The 22304-nt window shown below is 32.9% G+C and carries 25 protein-coding genes; 17 read left to right on the top strand and 8 right to left on the bottom strand.

Translation table 11 applies throughout. The features are described 5' to 3' along the window. Positions 1–333: 333 nt before the first annotated feature. Positions 334–1620, bottom strand: coding sequence for an aminotransferase class I/II-fold pyridoxal phosphate-dependent enzyme (locus KA828_RS07465; RefSeq protein WP_210125949.1), 1287 nt, complete (start codon positions 1618–1620; stop codon positions 334–336). Between the two features lie 193 nt (positions 1621–1813). Here KA828_RS07465 and KA828_RS13165 point away from each other — a divergent pair, with 193 nt between their 5' ends. The 7 genes from KA828_RS13165 (at position 1814) to pmtD (ending at position 6165) form a co-directional block, all read left to right on the top strand. Next, positions 1814–1897, top strand: coding sequence for a Trp-rich small protein (locus tag KA828_RS13165; RefSeq protein ID WP_245336067.1), 84 nt, complete (start codon positions 1814–1816; stop codon positions 1895–1897). A gap of 187 nt (positions 1898–2084) precedes the next feature. Continuing rightward, positions 2085–2261, top strand: a complete 177-nt coding sequence (locus tag KA828_RS07460; protein ID WP_107629928.1) for an SE1626 family protein — start codon at positions 2085–2087, stop codon at positions 2259–2261. Between the two features lie 349 nt (positions 2262–2610). Beyond that, positions 2611–2991 carry a PSM export ABC transporter transcriptional regulator PmtR gene (gene pmtR / locus KA828_RS07455; protein ID WP_053030410.1) on the top strand — a complete coding sequence of 127 codons (381 nt, stop codon included), beginning with the start codon at positions 2611–2613 and terminating at the stop codon, positions 2989–2991. Beyond that, the gene (gene pmtA / locus KA828_RS07450) at positions 2988–3887 is read left to right on the top strand and encodes a phenol-soluble modulin export ABC transporter ATP-binding protein PmtA (RefSeq protein WP_210125948.1); all 900 of its coding nucleotides are present in this window, start codon (positions 2988–2990) and stop codon (positions 3885–3887) included. The genes pmtR and pmtA overlap by 4 nt, the downstream gene beginning before the upstream one ends. Then, the gene (gene pmtB / locus KA828_RS07445; RefSeq protein WP_210125947.1) at positions 3884–4567 is read left to right on the top strand and encodes a phenol-soluble modulin export ABC transporter permease subunit PmtB; all 684 of its coding nucleotides are present in this window, start codon (positions 3884–3886) and stop codon (positions 4565–4567) included. Before pmtA ends, pmtB begins: the two co-directional genes overlap by 4 nt. Next, positions 4564–5436 (top strand): phenol-soluble modulin export ABC transporter ATP-binding protein PmtC, encoded by an 873-nt coding sequence (gene pmtC / locus KA828_RS07440; RefSeq protein ID WP_075109317.1) that lies wholly within the window; start codon positions 4564–4566, stop codon positions 5434–5436. Before pmtB ends, pmtC begins: the two co-directional genes overlap by 4 nt. Then, the gene (gene pmtD, locus KA828_RS07435) at positions 5437–6165 is read left to right on the top strand and encodes a phenol-soluble modulin export ABC transporter permease subunit PmtD (RefSeq protein ID WP_075109318.1); all 729 of its coding nucleotides are present in this window, start codon (positions 5437–5439) and stop codon (positions 6163–6165) included. Positions 6166–6258: 93 nt separating this feature from the next. Here the strand turns inward: pmtD and KA828_RS07430 are convergent, their stop codons facing one another. Beyond that, complete coding sequence (locus KA828_RS07430) at positions 6259–6819, bottom strand: thioredoxin family protein (RefSeq protein ID WP_053030405.1); 561 nt, start codon at positions 6817–6819, stop codon at positions 6259–6261. 211 nt (positions 6820–7030) lie between these two features. Here KA828_RS07430 and KA828_RS07425 point away from each other — a divergent pair, with 211 nt between their 5' ends. The 3 genes from KA828_RS07425 (at position 7031) to KA828_RS07415 (ending at position 8997) form a co-directional block, all read left to right on the top strand. Further along, the gene (locus KA828_RS07425; RefSeq protein WP_075109319.1) at positions 7031–7516 is read left to right on the top strand and encodes a hypothetical protein; all 486 of its coding nucleotides are present in this window, start codon (positions 7031–7033) and stop codon (positions 7514–7516) included. 84 nt (positions 7517–7600) lie between these two features. Continuing rightward, the gene (locus tag KA828_RS07420) at positions 7601–8158 is read left to right on the top strand and encodes an HAAS signaling domain-containing protein (protein WP_053030403.1); all 558 of its coding nucleotides are present in this window, start codon (positions 7601–7603) and stop codon (positions 8156–8158) included. Further along, positions 8155–8997 (top strand): DUF4097 family beta strand repeat-containing protein, encoded by an 843-nt coding sequence (locus KA828_RS07415; protein WP_210125945.1) that lies wholly within the window; start codon positions 8155–8157, stop codon positions 8995–8997. Before KA828_RS07420 ends, KA828_RS07415 begins: the two co-directional genes overlap by 4 nt. Before the next feature lie 306 nt (positions 8998–9303). Here the strand turns inward: KA828_RS07415 and KA828_RS07410 are convergent, their stop codons facing one another. Then, complete coding sequence (locus KA828_RS07410) at positions 9304–10344, bottom strand: C45 family autoproteolytic acyltransferase/hydrolase (protein WP_193839142.1); 1041 nt, start codon at positions 10342–10344, stop codon at positions 9304–9306. A 329-nt stretch (positions 10345–10673) separates the two neighbouring features. Here KA828_RS07410 and KA828_RS07405 point away from each other — a divergent pair, with 329 nt between their 5' ends. Both KA828_RS07405 and pglS read left to right on the top strand, forming a co-directional pair. After that, positions 10674–10847, top strand: coding sequence for a hypothetical protein (locus KA828_RS07405; RefSeq protein ID WP_011275337.1), 174 nt, complete (start codon positions 10674–10676; stop codon positions 10845–10847). Positions 10848–10989: 142 nt separating this feature from the next. Next, a complete protein-coding gene (pglS, locus tag KA828_RS07400) occupies positions 10990–12024 on the top strand; it encodes a 6-phosphogluconolactonase (protein ID WP_210125943.1) in 1035 nt (344 codons plus the stop codon). 182 nt (positions 12025–12206) lie between these two features. Here the strand turns inward: pglS and KA828_RS07395 are convergent, their stop codons facing one another. The 3 genes from KA828_RS07395 to KA828_RS07385 form a co-directional block, all read right to left on the bottom strand. Further along, positions 12207–13589 (bottom strand): aldehyde dehydrogenase, encoded by a 1383-nt coding sequence (locus KA828_RS07395; protein ID WP_075109420.1) that lies wholly within the window; start codon positions 13587–13589, stop codon positions 12207–12209. 334 nt (positions 13590–13923) lie between these two features. Continuing rightward, positions 13924–14853 carry a manganese-dependent inorganic pyrophosphatase gene (locus KA828_RS07390; protein WP_053030398.1) on the bottom strand — a complete coding sequence of 310 codons (930 nt, stop codon included), beginning with the start codon at positions 14851–14853 and terminating at the stop codon, positions 13924–13926. Between the two features lie 50 nt (positions 14854–14903). Next, on the bottom strand, positions 14904–15464 hold the full coding sequence (locus KA828_RS07385) for a cysteine hydrolase family protein (protein ID WP_075109421.1): 561 nt from the start codon (positions 15462–15464) through the stop codon (positions 14904–14906). Positions 15465–15636: 172 nt separating this feature from the next. Between KA828_RS07385 and KA828_RS07380 the strand changes: the two genes are divergently transcribed. Then, entirely contained in the window at positions 15637–16719 is a 1083-nt protein-coding gene (locus tag KA828_RS07380) for a glycosyl hydrolase family 28-related protein (protein WP_210125941.1), read from the top strand. Positions 16720–17024: 305 nt separating this feature from the next. Here the strand turns inward: KA828_RS07380 and KA828_RS07375 are convergent, their stop codons facing one another. Then, a complete protein-coding gene (locus tag KA828_RS07375) occupies positions 17025–17825 on the bottom strand; it encodes a prephenate dehydratase (protein WP_075108564.1) in 801 nt (266 codons plus the stop codon). Between the two features lie 29 nt (positions 17826–17854). Continuing rightward, positions 17855–18922 (bottom strand): nitric oxide synthase oxygenase, encoded by a 1068-nt coding sequence (locus KA828_RS07370; RefSeq protein WP_210125939.1) that lies wholly within the window; start codon positions 18920–18922, stop codon positions 17855–17857. A 178-nt stretch (positions 18923–19100) separates the two neighbouring features. Here KA828_RS07370 and KA828_RS07365 point away from each other — a divergent pair, with 178 nt between their 5' ends. The 4 genes from KA828_RS07365 to KA828_RS07350 all read left to right on the top strand — a co-directional run bounded on the left by KA828_RS07365 (position 19101) and on the right by KA828_RS07350 (position 22224). Further along, positions 19101–20570 (top strand): nicotinate phosphoribosyltransferase, encoded by a 1470-nt coding sequence (locus tag KA828_RS07365; protein WP_075108566.1) that lies wholly within the window; start codon positions 19101–19103, stop codon positions 20568–20570. Beyond that, on the top strand, positions 20563–21384 hold the full coding sequence (nadE, locus tag KA828_RS07360) for an ammonia-dependent NAD(+) synthetase (protein ID WP_210125938.1): 822 nt from the start codon (positions 20563–20565) through the stop codon (positions 21382–21384). Before KA828_RS07365 ends, nadE begins: the two co-directional genes overlap by 8 nt. 83 nt (positions 21385–21467) lie before the next feature. Further along, positions 21468–22073 (top strand): DUF2179 domain-containing protein, encoded by a 606-nt coding sequence (locus KA828_RS07355; protein ID WP_053030392.1) that lies wholly within the window; start codon positions 21468–21470, stop codon positions 22071–22073. Continuing rightward, complete coding sequence (locus KA828_RS07350; RefSeq protein ID WP_070855045.1) at positions 22054–22224, top strand: NETI motif-containing protein; 171 nt, start codon at positions 22054–22056, stop codon at positions 22222–22224. Before KA828_RS07355 ends, KA828_RS07350 begins: the two co-directional genes overlap by 20 nt. The last annotated feature ends 80 nt before the right edge of the window (positions 22225–22304 follow it).

The raw sequence follows: 22304 nt of genomic DNA, 5'->3' as shown, positions 1-22304 counted from the left end.
AGAACATTATGTCCCGGACTCTTTTTACATTACTTAAGAATGATAATAGAAAAATTTATAATAAATCTAGTAACCATGCTCCAAATAGAATGAATAGGGTGAGTAATCCTATGAAAAAATATAAATTTTTGGGGACATGTCCGGTTGACGTAAATGCGTAAAGATACAAATGATATGACGTAAAAATAAAATTAATAATAAGCAATATTAAAAAAATAGTTATCATTAAGATCACAGCTTTCGAGTTATTTTGTCGTTCAGAATGATTGACTTATTCGAATATGAGAACTTTTTCTTAACATCATAATTATATTACTTCATTATTTCGATTGTTTACTTTAAATCATCTATTGCTTTTGCGATTGATTCAAACACATGTGGAATATCATCTTTTTCAATACAACTAAACGTAATTCGGATATCAGAGTCATTTAAAGCAATGATTCCAATTGAATATTCATTGATTAAATGCGTACGAAGTTCTTCAGGATTTACGCCATTGACTTTGACTGCCATGAAATAACCTGAGTTAAAATCATATGCTTGCCAATGATTTTTGTATTTATCATCATATACAACTGACTTAGTTACTTCATATCGTTGTTGTAAAGTATCAATATTTTGTTGGATTTCTTTATCAAATTGGTCATGATGTTCTAAGACGTATTTAATAGCACTTTGTGAAGGCATTGGTCCACTTGAAATATTACTTCGTATTAAACCTTTAACTTTCGCCTCTAACACTTCTTTAGCTGTATGATTGCTTAGACCAAATGTAAGGAAACCAACACGTAGTCCCCAAGCAAAGAATTCTTTAGTAGCGCCATCTAAACGAATCGGTAATATATTATTTGATTCAATTTGATTTAACGCAGTAAATATAGATTGGCGATACACATCTTCATAAAATAAACCGTAGTAAGCATCGTCAACAACAGCTATCACTTTTGTGCCCTTTTCAGCAAGTGAACGAATAGTTGATACTATAGTTGCAACTTCATCTTTGTTCAGTGTATAACCAGTAGGATTGTTAGGGTAATTCAGAATGAGAACGACTTTATCTTTATTGTAGTTGTCTAAAGTAGTTACTAAATCATTTGTTGTATAGTGACCTTCTTGATTAAATATTGAATATGTCTCAATATTTGCTGAATGACGTGTTTCATATATTAATTTATAGTTACCCCAATTGTGTGTAGGTACTAAGATTGTATCGCCACTTTCTACAAATAAATCAGCAATTAGAGATAAACCATGAGTCAACGCATTAGTGACAATTGGTCTACTAATCGTTTCTTTTGATAAATCAGGATTTTCTTTGAGCATTTTATCTTGCCATAAATCTCTTAAAGCTTCTAATCCTTGTGGTGGTGCATATGGAAATATGTCATCAGGTGATAGATGATTATAGACATCAAATAACGTATCAGCATACATTTTTCCATCTTTATTTGTAGCCATACCAATAGTCGCATTGTATTTTGTTTTTTTAGCATCAGCCGATTGAGATAATATACCTTTTGGATAGTACATAGATTGGCCTAGCGTTGAAAGCATACTTAAAATTTCAGGACAATCATCAACAAGTTGATTATTTAAGTTTTGAGCTAATGGGTTCATTTATTTAACCTCACTTTTTTTAGTGTTTAATAATATATTATCTTTAAATGTCATAAAGATAAAGTGTTCCTATTATGATTACATAGAAATGATAGTTAAGATTCTTATAAATCGAACGTTCGTTCGCTTTTTGTGTTAAAATGATGACAGGTCATCATAAGATATGACACTTTTCATTTGGAGGTGTAGTGTAATGTCGTGGCTATTAGAGGGTATGGTGACACTGATTACGGGTGGTATACTCGTCATATTTCGTGTTTGGTTAGAATCTAAGTGAAAAGATAAGTAGATGACCATACACAAAAGCCCCTAACTTGCCGTTACAAGTTAGGGGCTGTGTAATGTAATTCGTGGATACACTTAAATTTTAACATATGGAAGCATATTTTCAATTTTAAATATCTATTGAAACCGTAATATTTCTTGATGTTTGTTATAATACGGTTATTGAGGTGTTAATTATGATGAAACATTTAACTAAGATTTTCGTGACCTTGGCAATTGTCTTATTTGTTATTGGTTATTACTTACAAGCTTCAGGACATGAAGATCAAGGCGTTAAATTATTATTAGCTGCAATCATGTTTATGATATGTGCTTTTATTAATCGTAGTAATGATAGAAAGAAAAATAAAAAATAGCACTTTAAGAATCTCAGACATAAATAATATACTCATGCTATTTTGCAATTTCACAGTAGCTGACTGAACTGATAAGGCGCTTTAACAAAGCATTTCTCAGTTATAGTCACCCTTGCGGGCGGGGCCCCAACAAAGAGAATTTCACTAAGAAATTCTACAAGCAAAGCAAGCTGGGAGTGGATGACGAATTTAAAAGAATTCTGTCCCACTCCCACTTTTTTATTGTATCTATTATATATATACAATTTATCTTAATAACTTTGTTTATAGGGATATTTACGTATATGACTTTACAAACGTGTATATAGTGTGTATATTATGTATATACAGTTATTAAAGGGGGACATCAATGAAAATTATTCTAAAAAACACCAGTGAACAACCCATTTATGAACAAATCAAGCAACAAATCAAAGAAAATATTTTAAAAGGCTATGTTGAAGCTGGTAGCCACTTACCTTCGATGCGGGAACTGGCAAAAGATTTGCAAGTGAGTCTAATCACGACTAAGAGAGCTTACGAAGATTTAGAAAAAGATGGATTTGTTACAACTGTTCGAGGTAAAGGCACCTTTGTTAAAGAACAAGATAGTTCAATATTAAAAGAAAAGCAATTCTTTGTAATAGAAAACCTTGCTCGATTAATGATCAAAGAAGCTAAAACAATCGATATGCCTCTGAAAGAATTAAAAGAAATATTAACTTTAATTTATGAGGAGGAAGAAGAATGAATGTCATTGAAGTAAAAAATGTATCGTATCAAAATAAAGCATTTTCAATTAGCAATCTTTCATTCAATATTCCTCAAGGATTTGTAACTGGGTTCATTGGGGCTAACGGCGCAGGAAAGACGACAATGATTCGGTTGATAATGGATATATTAGAACCTAATAATGGTGATATTTTCATTTTCGGTGAACGAATTACAAATAAACCGAAATGGATTAAAAATAAAATAGGTTTTGTTTATTCTGAAATTTACTTTAATCAACAATGGACTCCAAAAAAACTGGAAAAAATGGTATCACCATTTTATAGTGATTGGGATTCAGAAACGTTCAAATATTACTTAGAGAAATTTAAACTACCTTTTAATGGTAAAATTAAGCATTTCTCAACAGGTATGAAAATGAAATTGTCACTAGCGCTTGCTTTGAGTCACCATGCAGAATTATTCATTTTGGATGAGCCAACTGCAGGTTTAGACCCAATCGTTCGCAATGAAGTGTTAGAAATATTACAAAGTGAACTACTCGATGAAAATAAGACATTATTTATTTCTACGCATATCATTTCAGACCTAGAAAAAATTGCTGACTATCTTGTACACATAAAAAATGGAGAAATTATCATGCAAGGATTCCGCCATGAATTACAAGAACAGTACGCAATAGTACAAGGTGATAATGAAGATTTAGACGAAGAATTAAATCGTTTATTTCTTTATAAAGAAGTGAAATCGACTGGATTTAAAGGATTTACGCAACATGCTCAAGTGTTTAAAGAATTGTTTGGAAACAACGTTAATATTCAACAACCTACAATAGAAGAACTGATGATTTATATCGAAAAATCTCATCTACATGATAATCAACAAGAATTTCAGCAAAGTAGGTTGATAAAATGAAGCAATTATTAATTAGAAATTTTAAATGTCGAAGTGTGACAATAGTCATTTATCTTGCGTTATTGCTCTTTAATCCGCTATATGCATTGGTACTTTCTAAAACAGAACTTTATTTTCTGTTCTATGCACCCATTGCTATCACATTAATGGTTGTCAGCATTTTAGATTCTGGACATTTATTTAGACTGCATAGAAGGTTAGGTGGGAAAAGTTCGTATTTATTTTACGAAAGCTTACCTGTTTCTAAGAAAGATATGCTCAACGCAAATTATATTACATGTATTGTGTTAACGTTATTTGGTGGATGTATCATCGCATTATATAATTTTCAATCGTCCAATATAGATTTTGGAGATTTAAGGTATTCAACTGCAATAGCTTTTATATTCGTGAATTTTTTCAGCATTCCAATTGCATTTAGTAGGAACTCTGAAAGAAAGCGTGAAGGCATAGCTTATGCACCATATATTATGATTATGATGTTGGCTATACCATTCGCAATAACAACGGTATTCGCAGTTATTAATGTACTCGTGTTCCAACACTATTATACCTATAATGTGTTAGGCGTCTATTACAATTACGGTTCATTGATTTTAAGTATTATTTGGATGATTATAAACTATTTGATTCAATTAAAACGTATCAATCAGCGTGAAAATAAAGGAGGGCTTACATGAAATTAGAAAACATTACAAAAACATATGGAGATAATGATGTTTTAGATAATATCAATTTTGATTTTGGAGATAGTCAAATTGTAGGTTTAATTGGTAAAAATGGTGTTGGTAAAACAACATTAATGAAAGTAATGAATGGCAATATTATTAATTTCAAAGGAAAGGTTCAACTAAACGATAACGAGAACGTAGGCTATCTTATTGAACATCCGAAGCTCTATGATAATAAAACAGGTTTAAATAACTTGAGATTATTTGCTCAGGTTCTAGGAAAAGGTTTCGACAAAGATTATACAGATAAAATTATAGACGCATTTGGTATGAGACCATACATTAAGAAAAAGGTAAAAAAATATTCAATGGGTATGAAACAAAAACTAGCGATTGCTGTTTCATTAATGAATAAACCGAAATATTTAATACTAGATGAACCAACCAATGGTATGGATCCAGATGGTTCGATTGATGTCTTAGAAACGATTCAATCATTAGTGAATGATTTAGGAATGAAAATATTAATTTCAAGCCATAAATTAGAAGATATAGAATTGATTTGTGATAGAGCTGTCTTCTTACGTGACGGTAACTTTGTACAAGACGTTAATATGAAAGACGGTAGCGCTCAAGATCATACATCACTTAAATTCGAAGTTGAAGAATTTAACACAGCGCTTGACTATTTAACAGCACATTTCAACGTACTTCAATCTCATAAAGATAGTGGAGAAATCATGATTAAGGCGCAAAAAGATTATAAACAATTACTCAAATCTTTAGCACAAAAAGATCTATATCCTAAGTATATTGAAACAAGAAAAAGCTCGCTTCGTGATACGTACTTTAATATTAATCAAAGAGGTGACAAATAAATGAGAAGTTTACAATTAGTTAAATATGATATATTGAGTTTTTGTAAAAGTTATCTAACTTACATTGCATTACTATTAATCTGGTTAGTTTTAGGATTAATAACATTCTTAATGGCACGAAATAATGATCAAGTAAATTATTCGTCAATTTTATCTATGGCAAATTGGATGTTCTTATTCTTTGGCTTGCTAGTAGTGATTAAGACGATTACTCGTGATTATTCTCAAGGTACGATTCAACTTTATATGAACAAAGTGAAGAATAGAATTGGTTATATCATTGCTAAAACAATTTCAATTGTGTTAATTTCTTTTATTTTTGCACTTATCACATATATTACTTTAATGTTAGTGCAAGCATTTACTGATGGAAAAAATTTAGACGGAGATAAGTTCTTAACGAACATATGGTTCTATCTTATCTTCTTACTATTCTTTGGTTTACTATTATTCTTAGTTACATTAATAGTTCAAAAACCAGCAGTTATTTTCACGTTAGGCATCTTCTTAGTATTTATCGTACCGTTTATTCAACCTTTTATTGGTTTGATTCCTGATTGGGGCGAAAAAATTCAAAAATCACTAAAATATATTCCTTTCAGTTATTTAACTGAGAAATCTCAAACGGATAGCATTAAATTTTCAAATTGGCAATGGTTTATCTCATTAGCATCAATTGTTGTTTTATTCATTGCGAATATTGCTTATGCAGCTAAAAGAGATATATAAGACAAGCATAGGAAGTTGTTCCTAAATAAAGAGGGTAGTGGAGCAGAAATAAAATAATATCTGCTTCACTACCCAATTTGTTTTTATTTGCGTTTATAGCATTAATTTACTGATAATGGAATCATAAACTTGATTCCATAATTCAGAATCTGATTTATATTTAGTAGCGATTTCGTGGTGAACCTCTTTCTCCTTGTCATTATAATCAGGCGCTTCTTTATTAGGTAATTTCTCAGCTCTTAGTTGCGTAACATAGTCTTGAGCTTCACGCGCTCTTGGTCCCCAAACACTAACTTGTTCAAATTGATCATTCATAAAGATAAAGATTGGAATCGAACGTGCAGTACCATTTGTTAAATACTGGTCAATTAGATCTGTATCTTCATCTCTATGGAATACACGAACTTCTAGCTGAAGAGACTCACTAATATGCTTTAGTATAGGCAAGTTCATCATAGCGTCGCCACACCAATCTTCACTTATAACTAACACTTTCGAATAGGGACGGTCTTTAAGTTGACCGATTCTGTCGTCAGTTGAAGGTGGCGTGAATGCATTGTAAATCGATAATACGTTGTCTTTATTTACAGTCATGTTTTCGATATAGTCATCTAGTGGTTGACTCTTTTTAAAATACGTTTCTAAATTAGCCATAAGAAATACCTCCCCATTAAATTTATATTATTATAACAATTTTCACTGAAAATGGATAATTATAAAACTCAAAATATATTAGTATGACTGTGTTTCTTATAATGATAAATTAACGTTACAATTGTGTAAGAAACGATTCTTCGTGGATAGATGTTTCTTAGTTAGCGGTTATGATATATTTAAGTTATTAAGAATAGAAGTGGTGGTACATTTGCGTATACAAAATAGATGGGTAATTTTTATTATCTTTACAATCATAGCTTTGATAGTCGTTACTTGTCTTACAATCTATAAAAATGAAAAAACTATTGATCTTACAGAAGTGAAAATTAATGGTATTCAAATGAATCAACAATTTAATGATGATAATTACGAGATTAATCGTAATATTAAGTTGGACAGATATAAATTTTACAATGATAAAAATCATAAAAATCTAACGGTGAAAGTCAAAAATAAACACCAGAAGGTAAAAGGAATAGTGCTCATTAATGATCAGGACGTGACAACTAATTTTGGCATTAAAATTGGAGACAACGTTGATCATGCCATTAACTACTTGGGTGAGAACTATCGTAAGGACAAAGTTGGTAGGGGGTATGATGCATTAATCTATGTTGATAAAGATCATCATATGAAACTATCCATTTTGTATAAAGATAATGTGGTTAAACGAATTGAATTTTTTAGTCGTTAACAGTGATCCGCGTATAATTCAATTTTAAGCAAGCTACTTTTTCAATGAAATAGAGATAATTCAATTAAGAAAGTATGTGAAAAAATGGATAAGATTACCTTTTTAAATGAACTTGAATTAGAACTAGATCAATTGCCAAGAGAAGAAAAAGACAAACTTATGGATGATTATGAAAATCATTTCTATGAACAAGAAACAAAAGGGAAATCAGAAAAAGACATCATATCAGACTTGCGTGAACCACATGATATTGGTAAGGAAGTCAAAGCGAAAGAAGCAATTTCTTATGCTAAAGTTACCCCTAACCTTCAAAATATTGTTAGAGCAATAATGGCGTCATTGAGTCTCGGTGTACTTTCATTTTTCTTTATTATTATTCCTATAGTGATATTTTTAGTGATATTATTTGGTGTGTTTTTATTTTCAGTCTTTTTAATTTGTCTTCCATTAATCATTATTTCAATGAGTATCGTCAAGGGGATTGTTGATTCGTTTAGCAATTTCTTATTTAGCATTTCATATGCAGGGATTGGTATCGTTTTATTTGTACTCACAATGAAAATCACGCAAAATATATATCGACTTGTATTAAAATATTTAACTTGGTATATCCAAACAGTTAAAGGAAGAATTAAACAATGAAAAAGGCAATGATAGCTGGCATAGTAATATTTATAGGTTTTTTCTTGGCTGCAACTTTAGTCTGGTTTGTACACGACAAAGATGAATTTAAAAAACTCAAATATGATAAAGCTTACAATCATATGAAAATGACTAATTTAAATGTTGAGAGTTACAATTCAGAAGTCACAATTAAACAAGGTAACCATTGTGGTGTTAAATATTATGGTGATAATGATGTTAAGGTATATCACACAAATGATACCTTAAATGTAAAAGAGCATAGATCAAACAAAAGAGGTTATAGTATCAATATTAACCCTTTTAATCAGAGCAAATCTAAAATCGAAATTACAATTCCTAATAAAAATATAAACAATTTAGATATACATTCAAATTTTGAAAATATAATTTTAGATGGGATTAATATTAAGAATGGTTTGATTTACCAAGGTACTAAACATTTAAAAGTTAACAACTCTAAATTAAATAACCTTATTTTTAAGAGCGATTCTGGTAGTGTAAACATTAAAAATAGTGAAATCCACAACAGTAAATTTAAGACGCAATTAGGTGCCATTAAAGTAAACAAGACAATACTTCAAAACGCCCTGTTTGTGACTGAAGAAGGTCATTTAAATTTCACAGATATGTATAGTGAAACGGATGTTAGAGGTTCAAGTAAACATGATTCTATTTATCTGGACTATAAAGATAAACCGAAAAATACGTTATTAAAATTACATCCAGGTACTGGTGAAGCTAAAGTTGAGAATAAAGCATTTAACAACGGTAAGGTAGGAAATAGTGATAATGTGGTTGAGTTTTACACTGTTAAAAAAGATATTAAAATAAAATGATTGCCTACATAACAAGAGGCAATCATTTGTCATGTCGGGAGTGGGACAGAATTCTTTTAAATTCGTCGTATCCCCAACCTGCTTAGCTTGTAAAATCACTTTCGTGATTTTTTGTGTTGGGGCCCCGACTCCCAACATGCTTAGCTTGTTAAATCACTTTCGTGATTTTTTGTGTTGGGGTCCCGCCCACCCCCACAAGGATGACTAGAACTGAGAAAAGCTTGATTTAAGTGCCTTCTCAGTTCAGTCAGCTACTGCGAATTTGCAAAATAGCTTAGTTATATTATTTATCTCCCAGCCTCTTTTTTAATAATTAGCAAAAGTTAAATCGGTATCAATTTGACCTTTAAATTGCTGAATGTCTAGTTCATGTCCATCAAGCCATGATTGAAAATTAATTGAAGTCGGAGCTTGATTTTCACCTAACGTCATCCAAGCGGTTAAGTTTTGTGGTTCATACATTGACGTATGTATTGTACCTGACCAACTTCTAAATAATTTGCTATAAATTTCAAACTTCGGATCATTAAATAATTTAAAGGCTGTATGTTTATCTAGGGATTGTGAAGTTTGAGAAATCGTCCGTTCTAACCGTTCACGTGATTCTTTCGTGTAATTTCGATTCTCATGTGTTAAGATTTCGAAATGATTTGTACATACTTTATCATATCTAACATCAAATGAACGTGGTGTCACTTCAACGATGGCGTGATTAAGCTTTTTATCCATTAAAATATAACTAAATGAGCTTCTATGTGGAAGTTCGTTTAAGAATTTAACAGCTTCATCTACATCTCTGCAATATTCTAAAACAAGGCGTCCAATCATATAACATACAAAGCCATTAGCAGGATGTTTACGATGCATAAAGTTATATCCCATCGTCAAACCAGCTTCATTCATGCCATCCATACGACCTGTCACTCTAGACGTAGGTCCAATTTGCGCTAGACCACCGTCATTGGGTTGGAATAATAAGTATCTTCCATCATATGTGGCAGGATGATAATCATAATTACGAATCATATAATCTGGGCCTTGGAATACAGTACAGCCACTTTCTTTTAAATCTGTGAAACGATAATGTGCAAAATTTAATATCATTTGTTTTGTAGGTAGATTCAGTATTTCTTGCATTCCCATAATTTCTTCCCAAATTTGGGGTGCATATGTTTGAAAAACTGAATAAGTTTCATTAACATCTATATCAAAACGAGGCATACGTTTTTTCCATTCACGTTCACGATTTTCTAGTAAAGGCGTTTGTTTAAGCCATTGCGCTGTTTTAACACCTAAATCAAAATGTGACCCTCGAAACGTCATGATATCTGATTTCACTTGTTGCATGAGAAGGCCTCCTGAAAATTCAAAATATTGTAAAATAGCATTAATTGAAAACTAATATAATTATTACTATACTAAACATAATAGCAAGAAAATTTTAAAAAACAAGGAGGGGTACTATGTTTCAGGACGCTTATTTAAAAGTATATAACAAAGTAAAAGCTTGGTGGATGTATTAAACTAATGTACAATTGAAAACTTATGAAGTTTTTGAAATTCAATTTTTAGTGATTATTATAAGACGAAAAAAGGTATCTATTTAATGATAACAGTAAGTATGATAATATATAATATTGTAAACATACTTATTTCTATTTAGAGGTGAAACATACATGTGGGATTTAATTAAAGGTTTATTCAAATTCTTATTAAGCTTAGTAGTTATTACATCAGTAGTCGTTGGTGTTGGTGTTGTAGCATTTGCTTACATCTTCAAAAAAGACTTTGAAGATATCGAAAGAAAAACGAAAGAAATCGTTTCAGATATTGAAAGTAATAACGCGTAATTTGCGTAATAGTACCAGTAACTTCAATTTTGAGGTTACTGGTTTTTCTTTTTAATTAATTATTTAGAGCGATTAAGAATAATTGTCATAGTGCCCCTTCTTTTAATAAAATAAAGATAACTAAAACTTAGGAGGTATACTGATGACAACTAAGGGTTATATCGGTTCATATACGAAAAAAGAGGGTAAAGGGATTTATTTATTCGAATTAAATGAAGATAATGGTCACATTAGTGCTGTTACTACGGGTTATGAAATTGAAGCATCAACCTACCTTGCGCAAACCGACGATTATTTATATGCCATCACGAAAGAGGGGACACATTGCGGAGTAGCAGCATTTAAAAAAGACCATTCAGGTGCACTAACATTAATCAATAAATGCTTAGCTTCTGAAGCGGGTACAGGCTGTTATATTTCAGTATCCACAGATCATAATTTCTTGTTTGAAGCGGTGTACGGCGCTGGTATCGCTAGAATATATCAATTAAATAAAGAGACAGGTGAAATTGTGAAGTTAATTCAAGAATTGCACCACGACTATCCACTTGGTAGTCACGAACGCCAAGAGCATTCACATGTCCATTATTTAAATGAAACACCTGACGGTAAATACGTTGTAGCTACGGATTTAGGTACTGATCGTGTTGTCACGTATGAATATAGTAGTGAAGGCTTAAAAGAGTATAAAGTGTCTCAATTTAAAGATCAAGATGGTCCTAGACACATTGCTTTTCATAATAATGGCGAATATGCATACATTGTTCATGAATTATCTAATTATGTAAGTGTTGCTAAGTATGAGGATGGCGAATTTAAAGAAATAGAACGTCATTTAACGATTCCAGAAGATTTCAATGAAGATACTAAACTAGCTGCTGTCCGATTATCTCATGATCAACAATCGCTATATATTAGTAATCGCGGTCATGATAGTATTGCTGTCTTCACGATTACAGATGATGGTGCTGGACTAAACCCAGTAGAAATTGTTAAAAGTGGAGACCAATTTCCTAGAGATTTTAATATAACTGAAACAGATAACTACTTAGTATGTGCCCATCAAGAAGGAAATTACGACATTACCGTATTCAAAAGAGATACACATACAGGTAAATTAACGCCAACAGATAATCAATACAATGCACCTGAGGGTGTACATGTTAGCTTTATTTAATAAACTATATAAATAGCCAGGCTGGGACATAAATAATATAATAATGCTATTTTGCAAATTCGCAGTAGCTGACTGAACTGAGAAGGCACTTAAATCAAGCTTTTCTCAGTTCTAGTCATCCTTGCGGGGGTGGGACGACGAATTTAAAAGAATTCTGCCCCACTCTCTTTTTTCGAATGAATTTATAAATTTTTAAAAAAGGTTCTAATATATTTAAATTTACCTTTATAGGGTGGATACATTACGCTTGAATCTAATCGTGTAGATTTAAAGATATATGACTTACTGTGGCTAAAAGTTTCAAAAGTATATTTACCGTGATATTGACCGATACCAGACATTCCAACACCACCAAATGGTAGTTTAGGATTTGCTAAATGCATTAATGTATCATTGATTGCGCCACCGCCGAATGATAATTCATTTAACACACGGTGTGTGCTATTCTCATCCTCACTAAATAAATATAGACTCAATGGTTTAGCTTTACTTTGCACAATATCGATTGCTTCATTGAAATCATCGTAAGTAATGATAGGTAAAAGTGGACCAAAAATTTCTTCCTGCATAATTTTAGAGTTAGGTGTGATGCCATCTAATAAAGTTGGTTCTATATAGCGCGTTGATGCATTTGTGTGGCCACCGAAAATAATATGTTGTTGATGTACGTTAAGTAATTCATTTAAGCGATTAAAATGTTTATCATTGACGATGCGACCGAAGTCAGGGCTTTCCTCAATCGTGTGACCATAAAATTCTTGAATACTTTGTTTAAGCGCCTCAATCAATTCGTTTTTAACTTTCTTATTTACTAATATATAGTCTGGTGCTACGCATGTTTGACCAGCATTTGTAAATTTACCAAAACTAATACGATCACTTGCAACTTTGATATTAGCTGTGTCATCTACAATAACAGGAGACTTTCCACCTAATTCAAGCGTAACAGGAACTAAATTTTTACTAGCAGCTTCATATACAATTTGACCAACTTTGTCACTACCTGTAAAGAAGATATAGTCGAAAGGTAGTTGAATTAATGTTTGTGTCTCAGAAATACCTCCTTCAACAACAGCTATATAATCTGGTGTAAATACGTCCTCAATAATTTGACGAATGACTGTGGCAACATGAGGTGTTAATTCAGATGGCTTAACAAGCGCTGTATTTCCAGCTGCGATAGCGCCAATTAAGGGTTCAAATACCAATTGAACTGGATAGTTAAATGGACCAATGATTAATACTGTGCCATAAGGTTCCTGCTTAATATAACTTTTTGCAGGAAACATAAATAGAGGGGTGTCAACTTGTTTTGTTTTAGCCCAATTTTTCAATTCTTTACGTGCTGTTTTAATACTTTTTAAAGTGAATCCAATTTCTGTAGCATAGGCTTCAACAGGACTTTTTCCTAAATCTGTTTTAAGCGCATCAAGTAAATCGTTTTCATGATTTTTAATGCTTTTACTTAACAGTTTTAACTGATGCTTTCGAAATTTTAAATCTTTTGTTTTATGTGTTTTAAAAAAAGCTTTACTCTCTTCGAATTGTTGCTCGATGGTCGGCAATATATAATACCTCCTAATGAATCCTTTTTAAATTAAAAAACTTTATTAAAATGTATGATGTCATTCATCATATCTATACCCTAAATTTATTTCAATAAAAATGAAGCGGGACTGAATTGTTTTAAATTCGTCGCCCGCTCCTAGCTTGCTTTGCTTGTTGAATTTCTTGATGAAATGCGCTTTGTTGGGGTCTAGCCCGCAAAGATAACTAAAACCGAGAAAAGCTTACGCCCTCTCGGTTCTGTTAGCTACTGCGCATTTGCAAAGTAGTATTGTTTAATGATTAATGTCATAGCCTTACATATATAGGCGGTTAATTAAAAACCTAAATGTTTTATTTAGTTAAAGCTTCTGTAATTTGAGGTACCACTTGTTTTTTACGAGAGACAACGCCTGATAAGAATGCCATGCCATCGTCTAGTTGAACTTTAAATGCTTCGCCAACTTTGTCTTTTTCAGCACCTACGACTAAAATTTTAGAGTCACTATTAATAATATCAGTTACAACTAATACAAATAAGTCGTATTTTTCATTTGCACTTGTTTCTAACATTGCTTTTTCAAGATCTTCTTTGCGATCTAAGACTTCGTCAATGTCAACCGTGTTAACTTGTGCAATACGTGTAACATAGTCACCCATGTTGAATGATTTAGCGTCCATATCTAATAATTCTTCAGCAGATTTATCCGTTGTAGATGCACCAGCTTTTAACATATCTAAGCCATATTCATCTAAATCAACATTTGCAATGTCTTTTAAATCTTTAGCAGCATTTACATCTTCATCTGTACAAGTAGGTGATTTAAATAATAAGCTATCAGAAATGATTGCTGAAATCATTAATCCAGCAATGTGTGGTTTAATTTCAAATCCACGTTCTTTATACATTTTATAAAGAATTGTAGCTGTACAACCAACTGGTTCTGCTCGATACCAAAGTGGTGAAGCAGTTTCAAAGTTTGCGATTCTGTGATGGTCTACAACGTGTTTGATCTCAGCATCAGAAATTGTTTCAGCACTTTGTTGGAATTCGTTATGATCGACTAAGATAACCTCTTGACCATCTAGGTTATCACTTAATAATTCTGGTGCTTTAACTTCAAAGTGATCTAAAGCATATTGAGTTTCAGGATTAATATCTCCTAAGCGATATGGCGTCGCTTCAGAGTTACCAGTTAATTGTTCAAAATCAGCCATGATTATAGCTGATGCGATTGCATCTGTATCTGGATTTTGATGTCCAAAAATATAAGTTTTTGCCATTGTTATTATCCACCCTTATCATTTGATTTTTCATCTTATTTTATCATGTTTTATTTAGGAACATCTACCTCTGCGCCTAATGAGTTTACAAAATGTCCTAAAGCCCACACATGACCATTTTCATTGAAAGAAGCAACACCATCTTTAGGAATAGTGATGTGATATCCTAAATTATATGCTGATACAGCAGTATGGAGAATGCAAATATCTGTACATACACCTACAATTTCAATATCTGTGATATTTCTTTCACGTAATAGGCTATCTAAAGGCGTACCGTAGAAAGAATCATAGCGACGTTTATCTAGATAATGAACATTCTCGCATTCTTTAAAGTTATCATAAAACGATTTAACCTTACCATACAGTTCGCGCCCTGATGTGCCCTCAATATTATGAGGAGGGAATAACTGCGTCTCAGGGTGGAAAGGATCATTTTCATAGTGCAAATCCATCATAAAGAAAATATCTTGGTCATGTGTCTGATACGTTTCAAGACGGTTTAGGATAAACGTTTCAATATCTTGGCCGGGTTTACCACATGTTAAGCGGCCATCATCTGCAATAAAATCATAAGAATAATCTACAACGATAAGTGCTTTTTTAGTCATGAGCTATCATCCTCTCGAATTAATGTTTGAGGTATTTAAAAATTGTATAATTATATAGAAACGATTAAATGATTACCTCATTAATCATTACATATATTATAGCTAATCCCATTCTAAAATGGTACATAGCCTATAGATTTAAAGATTGGAAAGTTGAGATAGGGGATACGATATGTTAATTAATGCTCAAGATTATGGACTAAAAGGACATAATAAACGTAAAGACACGAAAGCAATACAGCGCGCATTGAATAAAGCAAGATATGGTGAACACACTGTGTTTATACCGAGTGGTACGTATCATATTTCGAAAGCACTCATTATTTACGGTGCAACGACACTATTACTTGAAGATGATACCACATTGCTAAGATGTGGTAAGGATGCCCTTTTAAAAAACGGACATCGCTTTGGCTTTTATAAAGGATATCAAGGAAATAGTCAGATTTATATTAAAGGTGGAACATTTGATATGAATGGTGGTCAATTACCATATAATAATACTGCAATGTCAATTGGACATGCGGAAGACATCCAACTGATTGGTGTTACGGTATTAAATGTCGTAGGTGGACATGCTTTAGATGCCTGTGGTATTAATGGCTTATATATCAAGAACTGTCATTTTAAGGGATTTAATGATTTTGATGGCGACCGCTCATTTTCAGAAGCGATTCAATTGGATATACAAGTCCCAGGTGCATTCCCTAAATTTGGCACGACAGATGGAACCATTACTAAAAACGTTGTTATCGAGAATTGTTATTTCGGTGATTCTGAAGACCAACACATGCGCCCATGGAATAGAGCGATTGGCTCGCACGCAAGTAGATATAATAAATTCTATGACAATGTGCATATTAAAGATAATTGTTTTGATGGAATGGAAGATTATGCATTAACACCTCTTAAAGCTAAAAACATGATTATATCACGCAATGAATTCAAAAATTGTAAAGGTGGTATTCGATTTTTAGGTGTGAAAGATGGAAAGAATGCTGCTGACCCTAACACAGGCTTGGTTATGCCAACTCAAGCAGGTGAAAACTTCAGTGTAATTAGTAATCATTTTAGTGGGGAAATGAAAAAAGATGCCATTCATATTAGAAGTTATAATGATGTAAAACATCAGCAAGTATTTATTGCAGGGAATACGTTTGATGATGCATCACAAACGATACATTTAGAGGATATAGCTGACCTGACTTTAAATCAGTATGAGGACGTCACAATTAGGAAAATAAATATAGAATAAAACAGTTTGCAAGTAGGACAAAATGGGAGTGGGAGTGGGACAGAATTCTTTTAAATTCGTCGTCCCACTCCCAACTTGCTTTGCTTGTAAAATCACTTTCGTGATTTTTTGTGTTGGGGCCCCGACTCCCAACTTGCTTTGCTTTTAGAATTTCTTAGTGAAATTCTCTTTGTTGGGGCCCCGCCCGCAAGGATGACTAGAACTGAAAAAAGCTTGATTTAAGCGCATTTTCAGTTCAGTCAGCTACTGCGAATTTGCAAAATAGCATCATCATATTATTTATGTCCCAGGCCAACTCCTAATTTCTATTGGCGATTGAATGCGCCTATAATTTTAACACTGAAGTCCAATGTTTCTAAAATTGAAATAACTTTATCAAGTGCTTCACTTTTACCTATATCGGTTTGAACAAAGAAACGATACATTCCTAGTTGCGTCTTAAGCGGTCTAGATTCTATCCATGATAAATTAATATCAAATAATGCAAAAGTATTAAGTATACTAGCTAATAGGCCAGCTTTATCATGTTTCGGTGTGATTAATAACAACGTGCTAGAAGCTGTTTCACTATAGTGTTCATCACTTTTAACAACTAAAAAACGCGTAACATTGTGCGGATAGTCTTGAATGTGTGCATCAATTGGTTCGAAACCATATGCTTCGCCACTACCTAGTGGCGCAATAGCAGCAACATGTGTATCAATTTTCTCCAAACTTTGTATTGTACTGTCGACATAATCATATAAGAAATGATGTCGGTGTATATATTGGCTGGTCTGACTAATTGCAGGTGCGATAGAATATACCTTTTCAATGTCCTCCAGTGAAGTACCTTTAAGCGCGTATAGGCCAAAATTTATATCTAAATGAATTTCACCATGAGCATAAATGTCTTCTTGAGCAAGCGCATCTGCAACAATATTAATTGTTCCTTCAATTGAATTTTCAATAGGGACGATACCCACAGCATTGCTATGACTGTTAACTGCTTTAATTACCTCATAGAGATTGGATTTAGGAGAATATGTAACCTCTTCCTCTGATAAATAAGTTTTAGCTGCTAAGTATGAAAAAGTCCCTTTAGGGCCTAAATAATATAAACGCATCTTTGTTCATCACCTCGAATGATTGAACACTAGTGGAACGGACACTTCATTGACTGTGATGTCTTATAGTGAAAATTAGGATCCTTGATTTCATTATTATAACCATGATGATAGTTTGAAGTTAGGGTTGGTGAAAGTGGTGGTGCTAACCATGACCATTTTCCTGTAACATCACGATGATGTGCGTGTTCTTTTTCTTCAAATAATTGAAATTGTTTAGATGCAGTTAGATGATCTACAATTGAGACACCTTGAGATTTGAATGAATGATACACTGCATAATTTAATTCAACTAGCGTTCGATCTTTATTAAAAGAATTATTCTTAAGTGTACCAAATTCAAACGCTTCTGCAACACTTTCAAGTAAATTATAACGGTAAGGGTCTGTGAAATTGCGCACTGCAATTTCAGTTACCATATACCACCCATTAAATGGAGCAGTTGGATACGTGATACCACCAATTTTTAAATCCATATTCGAAATGATAGGAACACCGTACCATTTTAAATTTAGTTGTTTCAATTTTGGGTACTGATCATGTTCTATATTAACTTCTTTTACTAATTCATGGGGTAACTCATATAGTTTAATTGAATCATTAGGTAACTGGTAAATGAGTGGTAGTACATCAAAGTCTGTGCCTGCTCCTTTCCATCCTAAATGTTCGGCCAATTGTGTTACTTCTCGTTCAGATGGATCACCACAATGTTCATAGCCTGCATACCTAATAAGTTGATTATTAAATATACGTGGTGCTTGATCAGGTGAAAAAATCGTTATATATGGTTTGATTTTACCATCATTCGTTGCATATTTTAGATGATGGTTGATAGCATTAATAAAATCATGCTCATTGTCAACGTTTCTTGCATCTTCTACATGGAGAGAATCCCAAAATAAGCGCCCAATACACCGATTAGAATTACGCCAAGCAAGTTTTGCACCATACGCTAATTCGTCAAACGTATGTGTATATGTACCTGTATATTGAATCTCTTCTTCTATTTCTTTTAATCTATTATCCCGTTGCGATGCATTGTAATTAAGTTCGTGATACATCGTTTCGATAAAACGTCTCGCTTCTTCTAATAACATAAGACCACCTCGGTTCATATTATAATCTAGACAATCAATTAACTCATTCAATTACATATATTGTCACGAATTTGTCTAATTGATATATTTTTTATTTTAAAAGTATCAATAAGATGTGAATACGCACTTCTAATGAATTATGATAAAATGTACTAAAACATCGTTAGGAGAGATTGTGGTGTATCGATACGAAGATGACAGTTTAATGTTACATAATGACTTGTATCAAATTAATATGGCAGAAAGCTATTGGAATGATGGTATTCACGAACGAAATGCAGTATTTGACTTGTATTTTAGAAATATGCCTTTTGAGAGTGGCTATGCAGTATTTAATGGATTAAAAAGAGTAATTCAATTTATAGAACATTTTCATTTTAGTGATTCTGATATTGCGTATTTACAGTCGATTGGTTATAAAGATGATTTCTTGAACTATCTAAAGAACTTAAAGTTCACTGGTAATATACGTTCAATGCAAGAAGGTGAATTGTGCTTCGGTAATGAGCCATTACTTCGAGTAGAAGCACCATTAATTCAAGCACAACTTATAGAAACAGTATTATTAAACATAATTAACTTCCATACGTTAATTTCAACTAAAGCAAGTCGAATCCGTCAAGTTGCACCTGATGATACTTTAATGGAATTTGGAACACGACGTGCACAAGAATTGGATGCAGCACTATGGGGGGCACGTGCTGCCTATATTGGCGGTTTTGATTCTACGAGTAATGTGCGATCAGGTAAATTATTTGGTATACCTGTTTCTGGTACGCATGCACATGCACTCGTTCAGACATATGGTGATGAGTATAAGGCGTTTAAAATCTATGCAGAACGTCATAAAAATTGCGTTTTCTTAGTAGATACGTTCCATACACTGAAATCTGGTGTACCTACAGCGATTAAAGTGGCTAAGGAATTAGGGGATAAAATCAATTTCATTGGGATACGTTTAGATTCTGGTGATATTGCTTATTTATCTAAAGAAGCGCGTAGAATGTTAGATGAAGCGGGATTCAAAGATGCTAAAATTATTGCATCTAATGACTTAGATGAACAAACAATTATGAGTTTAAAATCTCAAGGCGCTAAAGTTGATTCATGGGGTGTAGGCACTAAATTGATTACCGGTTATGATCAACCCGCTTTAGGTGCAGTGTATAAGCTTGTAGCAGTTGAAGATGATAACGGTCAATATATTGATCGAATCAAACTTTCTAACAATGCTGAGAAAGTAACTACACCAGGTAAGAAAAAGGTATATCGCATCATTAATACAAAAACAGGTAAAGCTGAAGGCGACTATATTACGTTAGAACATGAAAATCCTAATACAGAGAAGCCTTTAAAAATGTTCCATCCAGTTCACACATACAAAATGAAACATATTAAACACTTTGAGGCGATTGATTTACATCACTCCATTTTTGAAAATGGTAAATTGGTTTATCAATTACCGAGTGAAAAAGAAGCACAAGACTATTCTAAGCATGCGCTATCTAAATTGTGGGATGAAAATAAACGCTATTTAAATCCTCAAGAATATCCGGTTGATTTAAGTACTGCTTGTTGGGATAACAAACATAAACGTATATTTGAAGTTGCAGAACACGTGAAAGAAATGGAGGAGGACAATGACTAATTTACAAGATATCGTAGTCAAAGAAATGAAAGTGAAACCAACGATTGATAGTGAACAAGAGACGCGTGACATTATACAATTCATAAAAAATTATGTACAATCACATTCATTTATTAAATCTTTAGTATTAGGCATTTCCGGTGGTCAAGATTCAACGTTGACTGGTAAATTGGCACAGATAGCGGTTGAGGAATTACGGAAAGAAGGGCGAGCGTGTCAATTTATCGCTGTGAAATTACCTTATGGTGTTCAAAAAGATGCTGAAGAGGTCGAAGACGCGCTAGATTTTATTCATCCTGATGAAATTATAACCGTTAACATTAAACCAGCTGTTGATCAAAGTGTTCAATCGTTAAGCGAAGCCGGCATTACATTAACAGATTTTCAACGTGGTAATGAAAAAGCCCGTGAACGTATGAAAGTTCAATTTTCAATTGCATCTAATCGAAGTGGCATCGTCATAGGAACTGATCATTCAGCTGAAAATATTACCGGATTCTATACGAAGTATGGTGATGGTGCTGCCGATATTGCGCCAATCTTCGGTCTGAATAAAAGACAGGGAAGACAATTATTGAAATATTTAGATGCACCAAAACATTTATACGAAAAAATCCCTACAGCAGACTTAGAGGATGATAAACCTCAACTACCTGATGAAGAAGCATTGGGTGTTACGTATGATGAAATAGATGATTATTTAGAAGGCAAGGACGTGTCAAGCGAAGCACGTGATACGATTGAAAAGCACTATATCAAAAATGCCCATAAACGTGAATTAGCATATACACGTTACACTTGGCCAAAAAATTAAAAAACATTTACTAGTGACAAAATAAACATTCACTGATAAAATTATTTCGATTTTAGATATCCATGTAAGAAAAGGGGATTAGTATGTCAGTGATAACTTCAAATCCATGGTCAATGGTATTAGCGATATTCGTTATCAACGTTTTCTACGTCACATTTTTAACTATGCGTACGATATTAACGTTAAAAGGGTATCGTTATATGGCGGCGGCAGTCAGCTTCCTTGAAGTATTAGTATATGTAGTTGGTCTTGGTATGGTGATGTCTAGTTTAGACCAAATTCAAAATATTTTTGCTTATGCGTTTGGTTTCTCTATAGGGATTTTAGTTGGAATGAAAATCGAAGAAAAACTCGCTTTGGGTTATACAGTAGTAAACGTGACATCATCGGAGTATGAGATTGATTTACCAAATGAATTGAGAAATTTAGGTTATGGTGTTACACACTACGCAGCACACGGTCGTGATGGTAGTCGAATGGTAATGCAAATATTAACGCCAAGACGTTATGAACGTAAATTAATGGAAACAGTGCGCAATTTAGATGCGAAAGCATTCATCATAGCGTATGAACCTAGAGCGATTCATGGTGGCTTCTGGACGAAAGGTGTTCGTACTCGAAAAGTTAAAGCATATGAAGTTGAAGAAATTGAAAGTGTTGTGGAACATGATGAAATTCAAAGTAAATGACAATGAAACCATCTCAGAATGTCTATCACGTATGCGTGAAGAAGGGTATATGCCAGTTAAACGAATTGAAAAACCAATATATACTGAAGATGAAGAGGGTAATATCGTTGTTCTAAGACAAGATATTCAATTTGTTGGTAAGAAGCTTTAATATTAAAATTAATGAAATATAGCTTGAATAAGAGTGAAAGGAAGGGTGTTCAAAACTTCTGGTTCTAAGAGAAATGCGGT

The organism is Staphylococcus sp. GDY8P85P (assembly GCF_017892405.1).
Lineage (GTDB): Bacteria > Bacillota > Bacilli > Staphylococcales > Staphylococcaceae > Staphylococcus > Staphylococcus borealis.
This window is presented reverse-complemented; position numbering and strand designations above follow the sequence as displayed.

Bases quoted from the DNA above. Each gene is read 5' to 3' on its own strand.
- KA828_RS07465 (WP_210125949.1), bottom strand. From the start codon at position 1,620: ATGAACCCATTAGCTCAAAACTTAAATAATCAACTTGTTGATGATTGT.
- KA828_RS13165 (WP_245336067.1), top strand. From the start codon at position 1,814: ATGTCGTGGCTATTAGAGGGTATGGTGACACTGATTACGGGTGGTATA.
- KA828_RS07460 (WP_107629928.1), top strand. From the start codon at position 2,085: ATGAAACATTTAACTAAGATTTTCGTGACCTTGGCAATTGTCTTATTT.
- pmtR (WP_053030410.1), top strand. From the start codon at position 2,611: ATGAAAATTATTCTAAAAAACACCAGTGAACAACCCATTTATGAACAA.
- pmtA (WP_210125948.1), top strand. From the start codon at position 2,988: ATGAATGTCATTGAAGTAAAAAATGTATCGTATCAAAATAAAGCATTT.
- pmtB (WP_210125947.1), top strand. From the start codon at position 3,884: ATGAAGCAATTATTAATTAGAAATTTTAAATGTCGAAGTGTGACAATA.
- pmtC (WP_075109317.1), top strand. From the start codon at position 4,564: ATGAAATTAGAAAACATTACAAAAACATATGGAGATAATGATGTTTTA.
- pmtD (WP_075109318.1), top strand. From the start codon at position 5,437: ATGAGAAGTTTACAATTAGTTAAATATGATATATTGAGTTTTTGTAAA.
- KA828_RS07430 (WP_053030405.1), bottom strand. From the start codon at position 6,819: ATGGCTAATTTAGAAACGTATTTTAAAAAGAGTCAACCACTAGATGAC.
- KA828_RS07420 (WP_053030403.1), top strand. From the start codon at position 7,601: ATGGATAAGATTACCTTTTTAAATGAACTTGAATTAGAACTAGATCAA.
- KA828_RS07415 (WP_210125945.1), top strand. From the start codon at position 8,155: ATGAAAAAGGCAATGATAGCTGGCATAGTAATATTTATAGGTTTTTTC.
- KA828_RS07410 (WP_193839142.1), bottom strand. From the start codon at position 10,344: ATGCAACAAGTGAAATCAGATATCATGACGTTTCGAGGGTCACATTTT.
- KA828_RS07405 (WP_011275337.1), top strand. From the start codon at position 10,674: ATGTGGGATTTAATTAAAGGTTTATTCAAATTCTTATTAAGCTTAGTA.
- pglS (WP_210125943.1), top strand. From the start codon at position 10,990: ATGACAACTAAGGGTTATATCGGTTCATATACGAAAAAAGAGGGTAAA.
- KA828_RS07390 (WP_053030398.1), bottom strand. From the start codon at position 14,853: ATGGCAAAAACTTATATTTTTGGACATCAAAATCCAGATACAGATGCA.
- KA828_RS07385 (WP_075109421.1), bottom strand. From the start codon at position 15,464: ATGACTAAAAAAGCACTTATCGTTGTAGATTATTCTTATGATTTTATT.
- KA828_RS07380 (WP_210125941.1), top strand. From the start codon at position 15,637: ATGTTAATTAATGCTCAAGATTATGGACTAAAAGGACATAATAAACGT.
- KA828_RS07375 (WP_075108564.1), bottom strand. From the start codon at position 17,825: ATGCGTTTATATTATTTAGGCCCTAAAGGGACTTTTTCATACTTAGCA.
- KA828_RS07370 (WP_210125939.1), bottom strand. From the start codon at position 18,922: ATGTTATTAGAAGAAGCGAGACGTTTTATCGAAACGATGTATCACGAA.
- nadE (WP_210125938.1), top strand. From the start codon at position 20,563: ATGACTAATTTACAAGATATCGTAGTCAAAGAAATGAAAGTGAAACCA.
- KA828_RS07355 (WP_053030392.1), top strand. From the start codon at position 21,468: ATGTCAGTGATAACTTCAAATCCATGGTCAATGGTATTAGCGATATTC.
- KA828_RS07350 (WP_070855045.1), top strand. From the start codon at position 22,054: ATGAAATTCAAAGTAAATGACAATGAAACCATCTCAGAATGTCTATCA.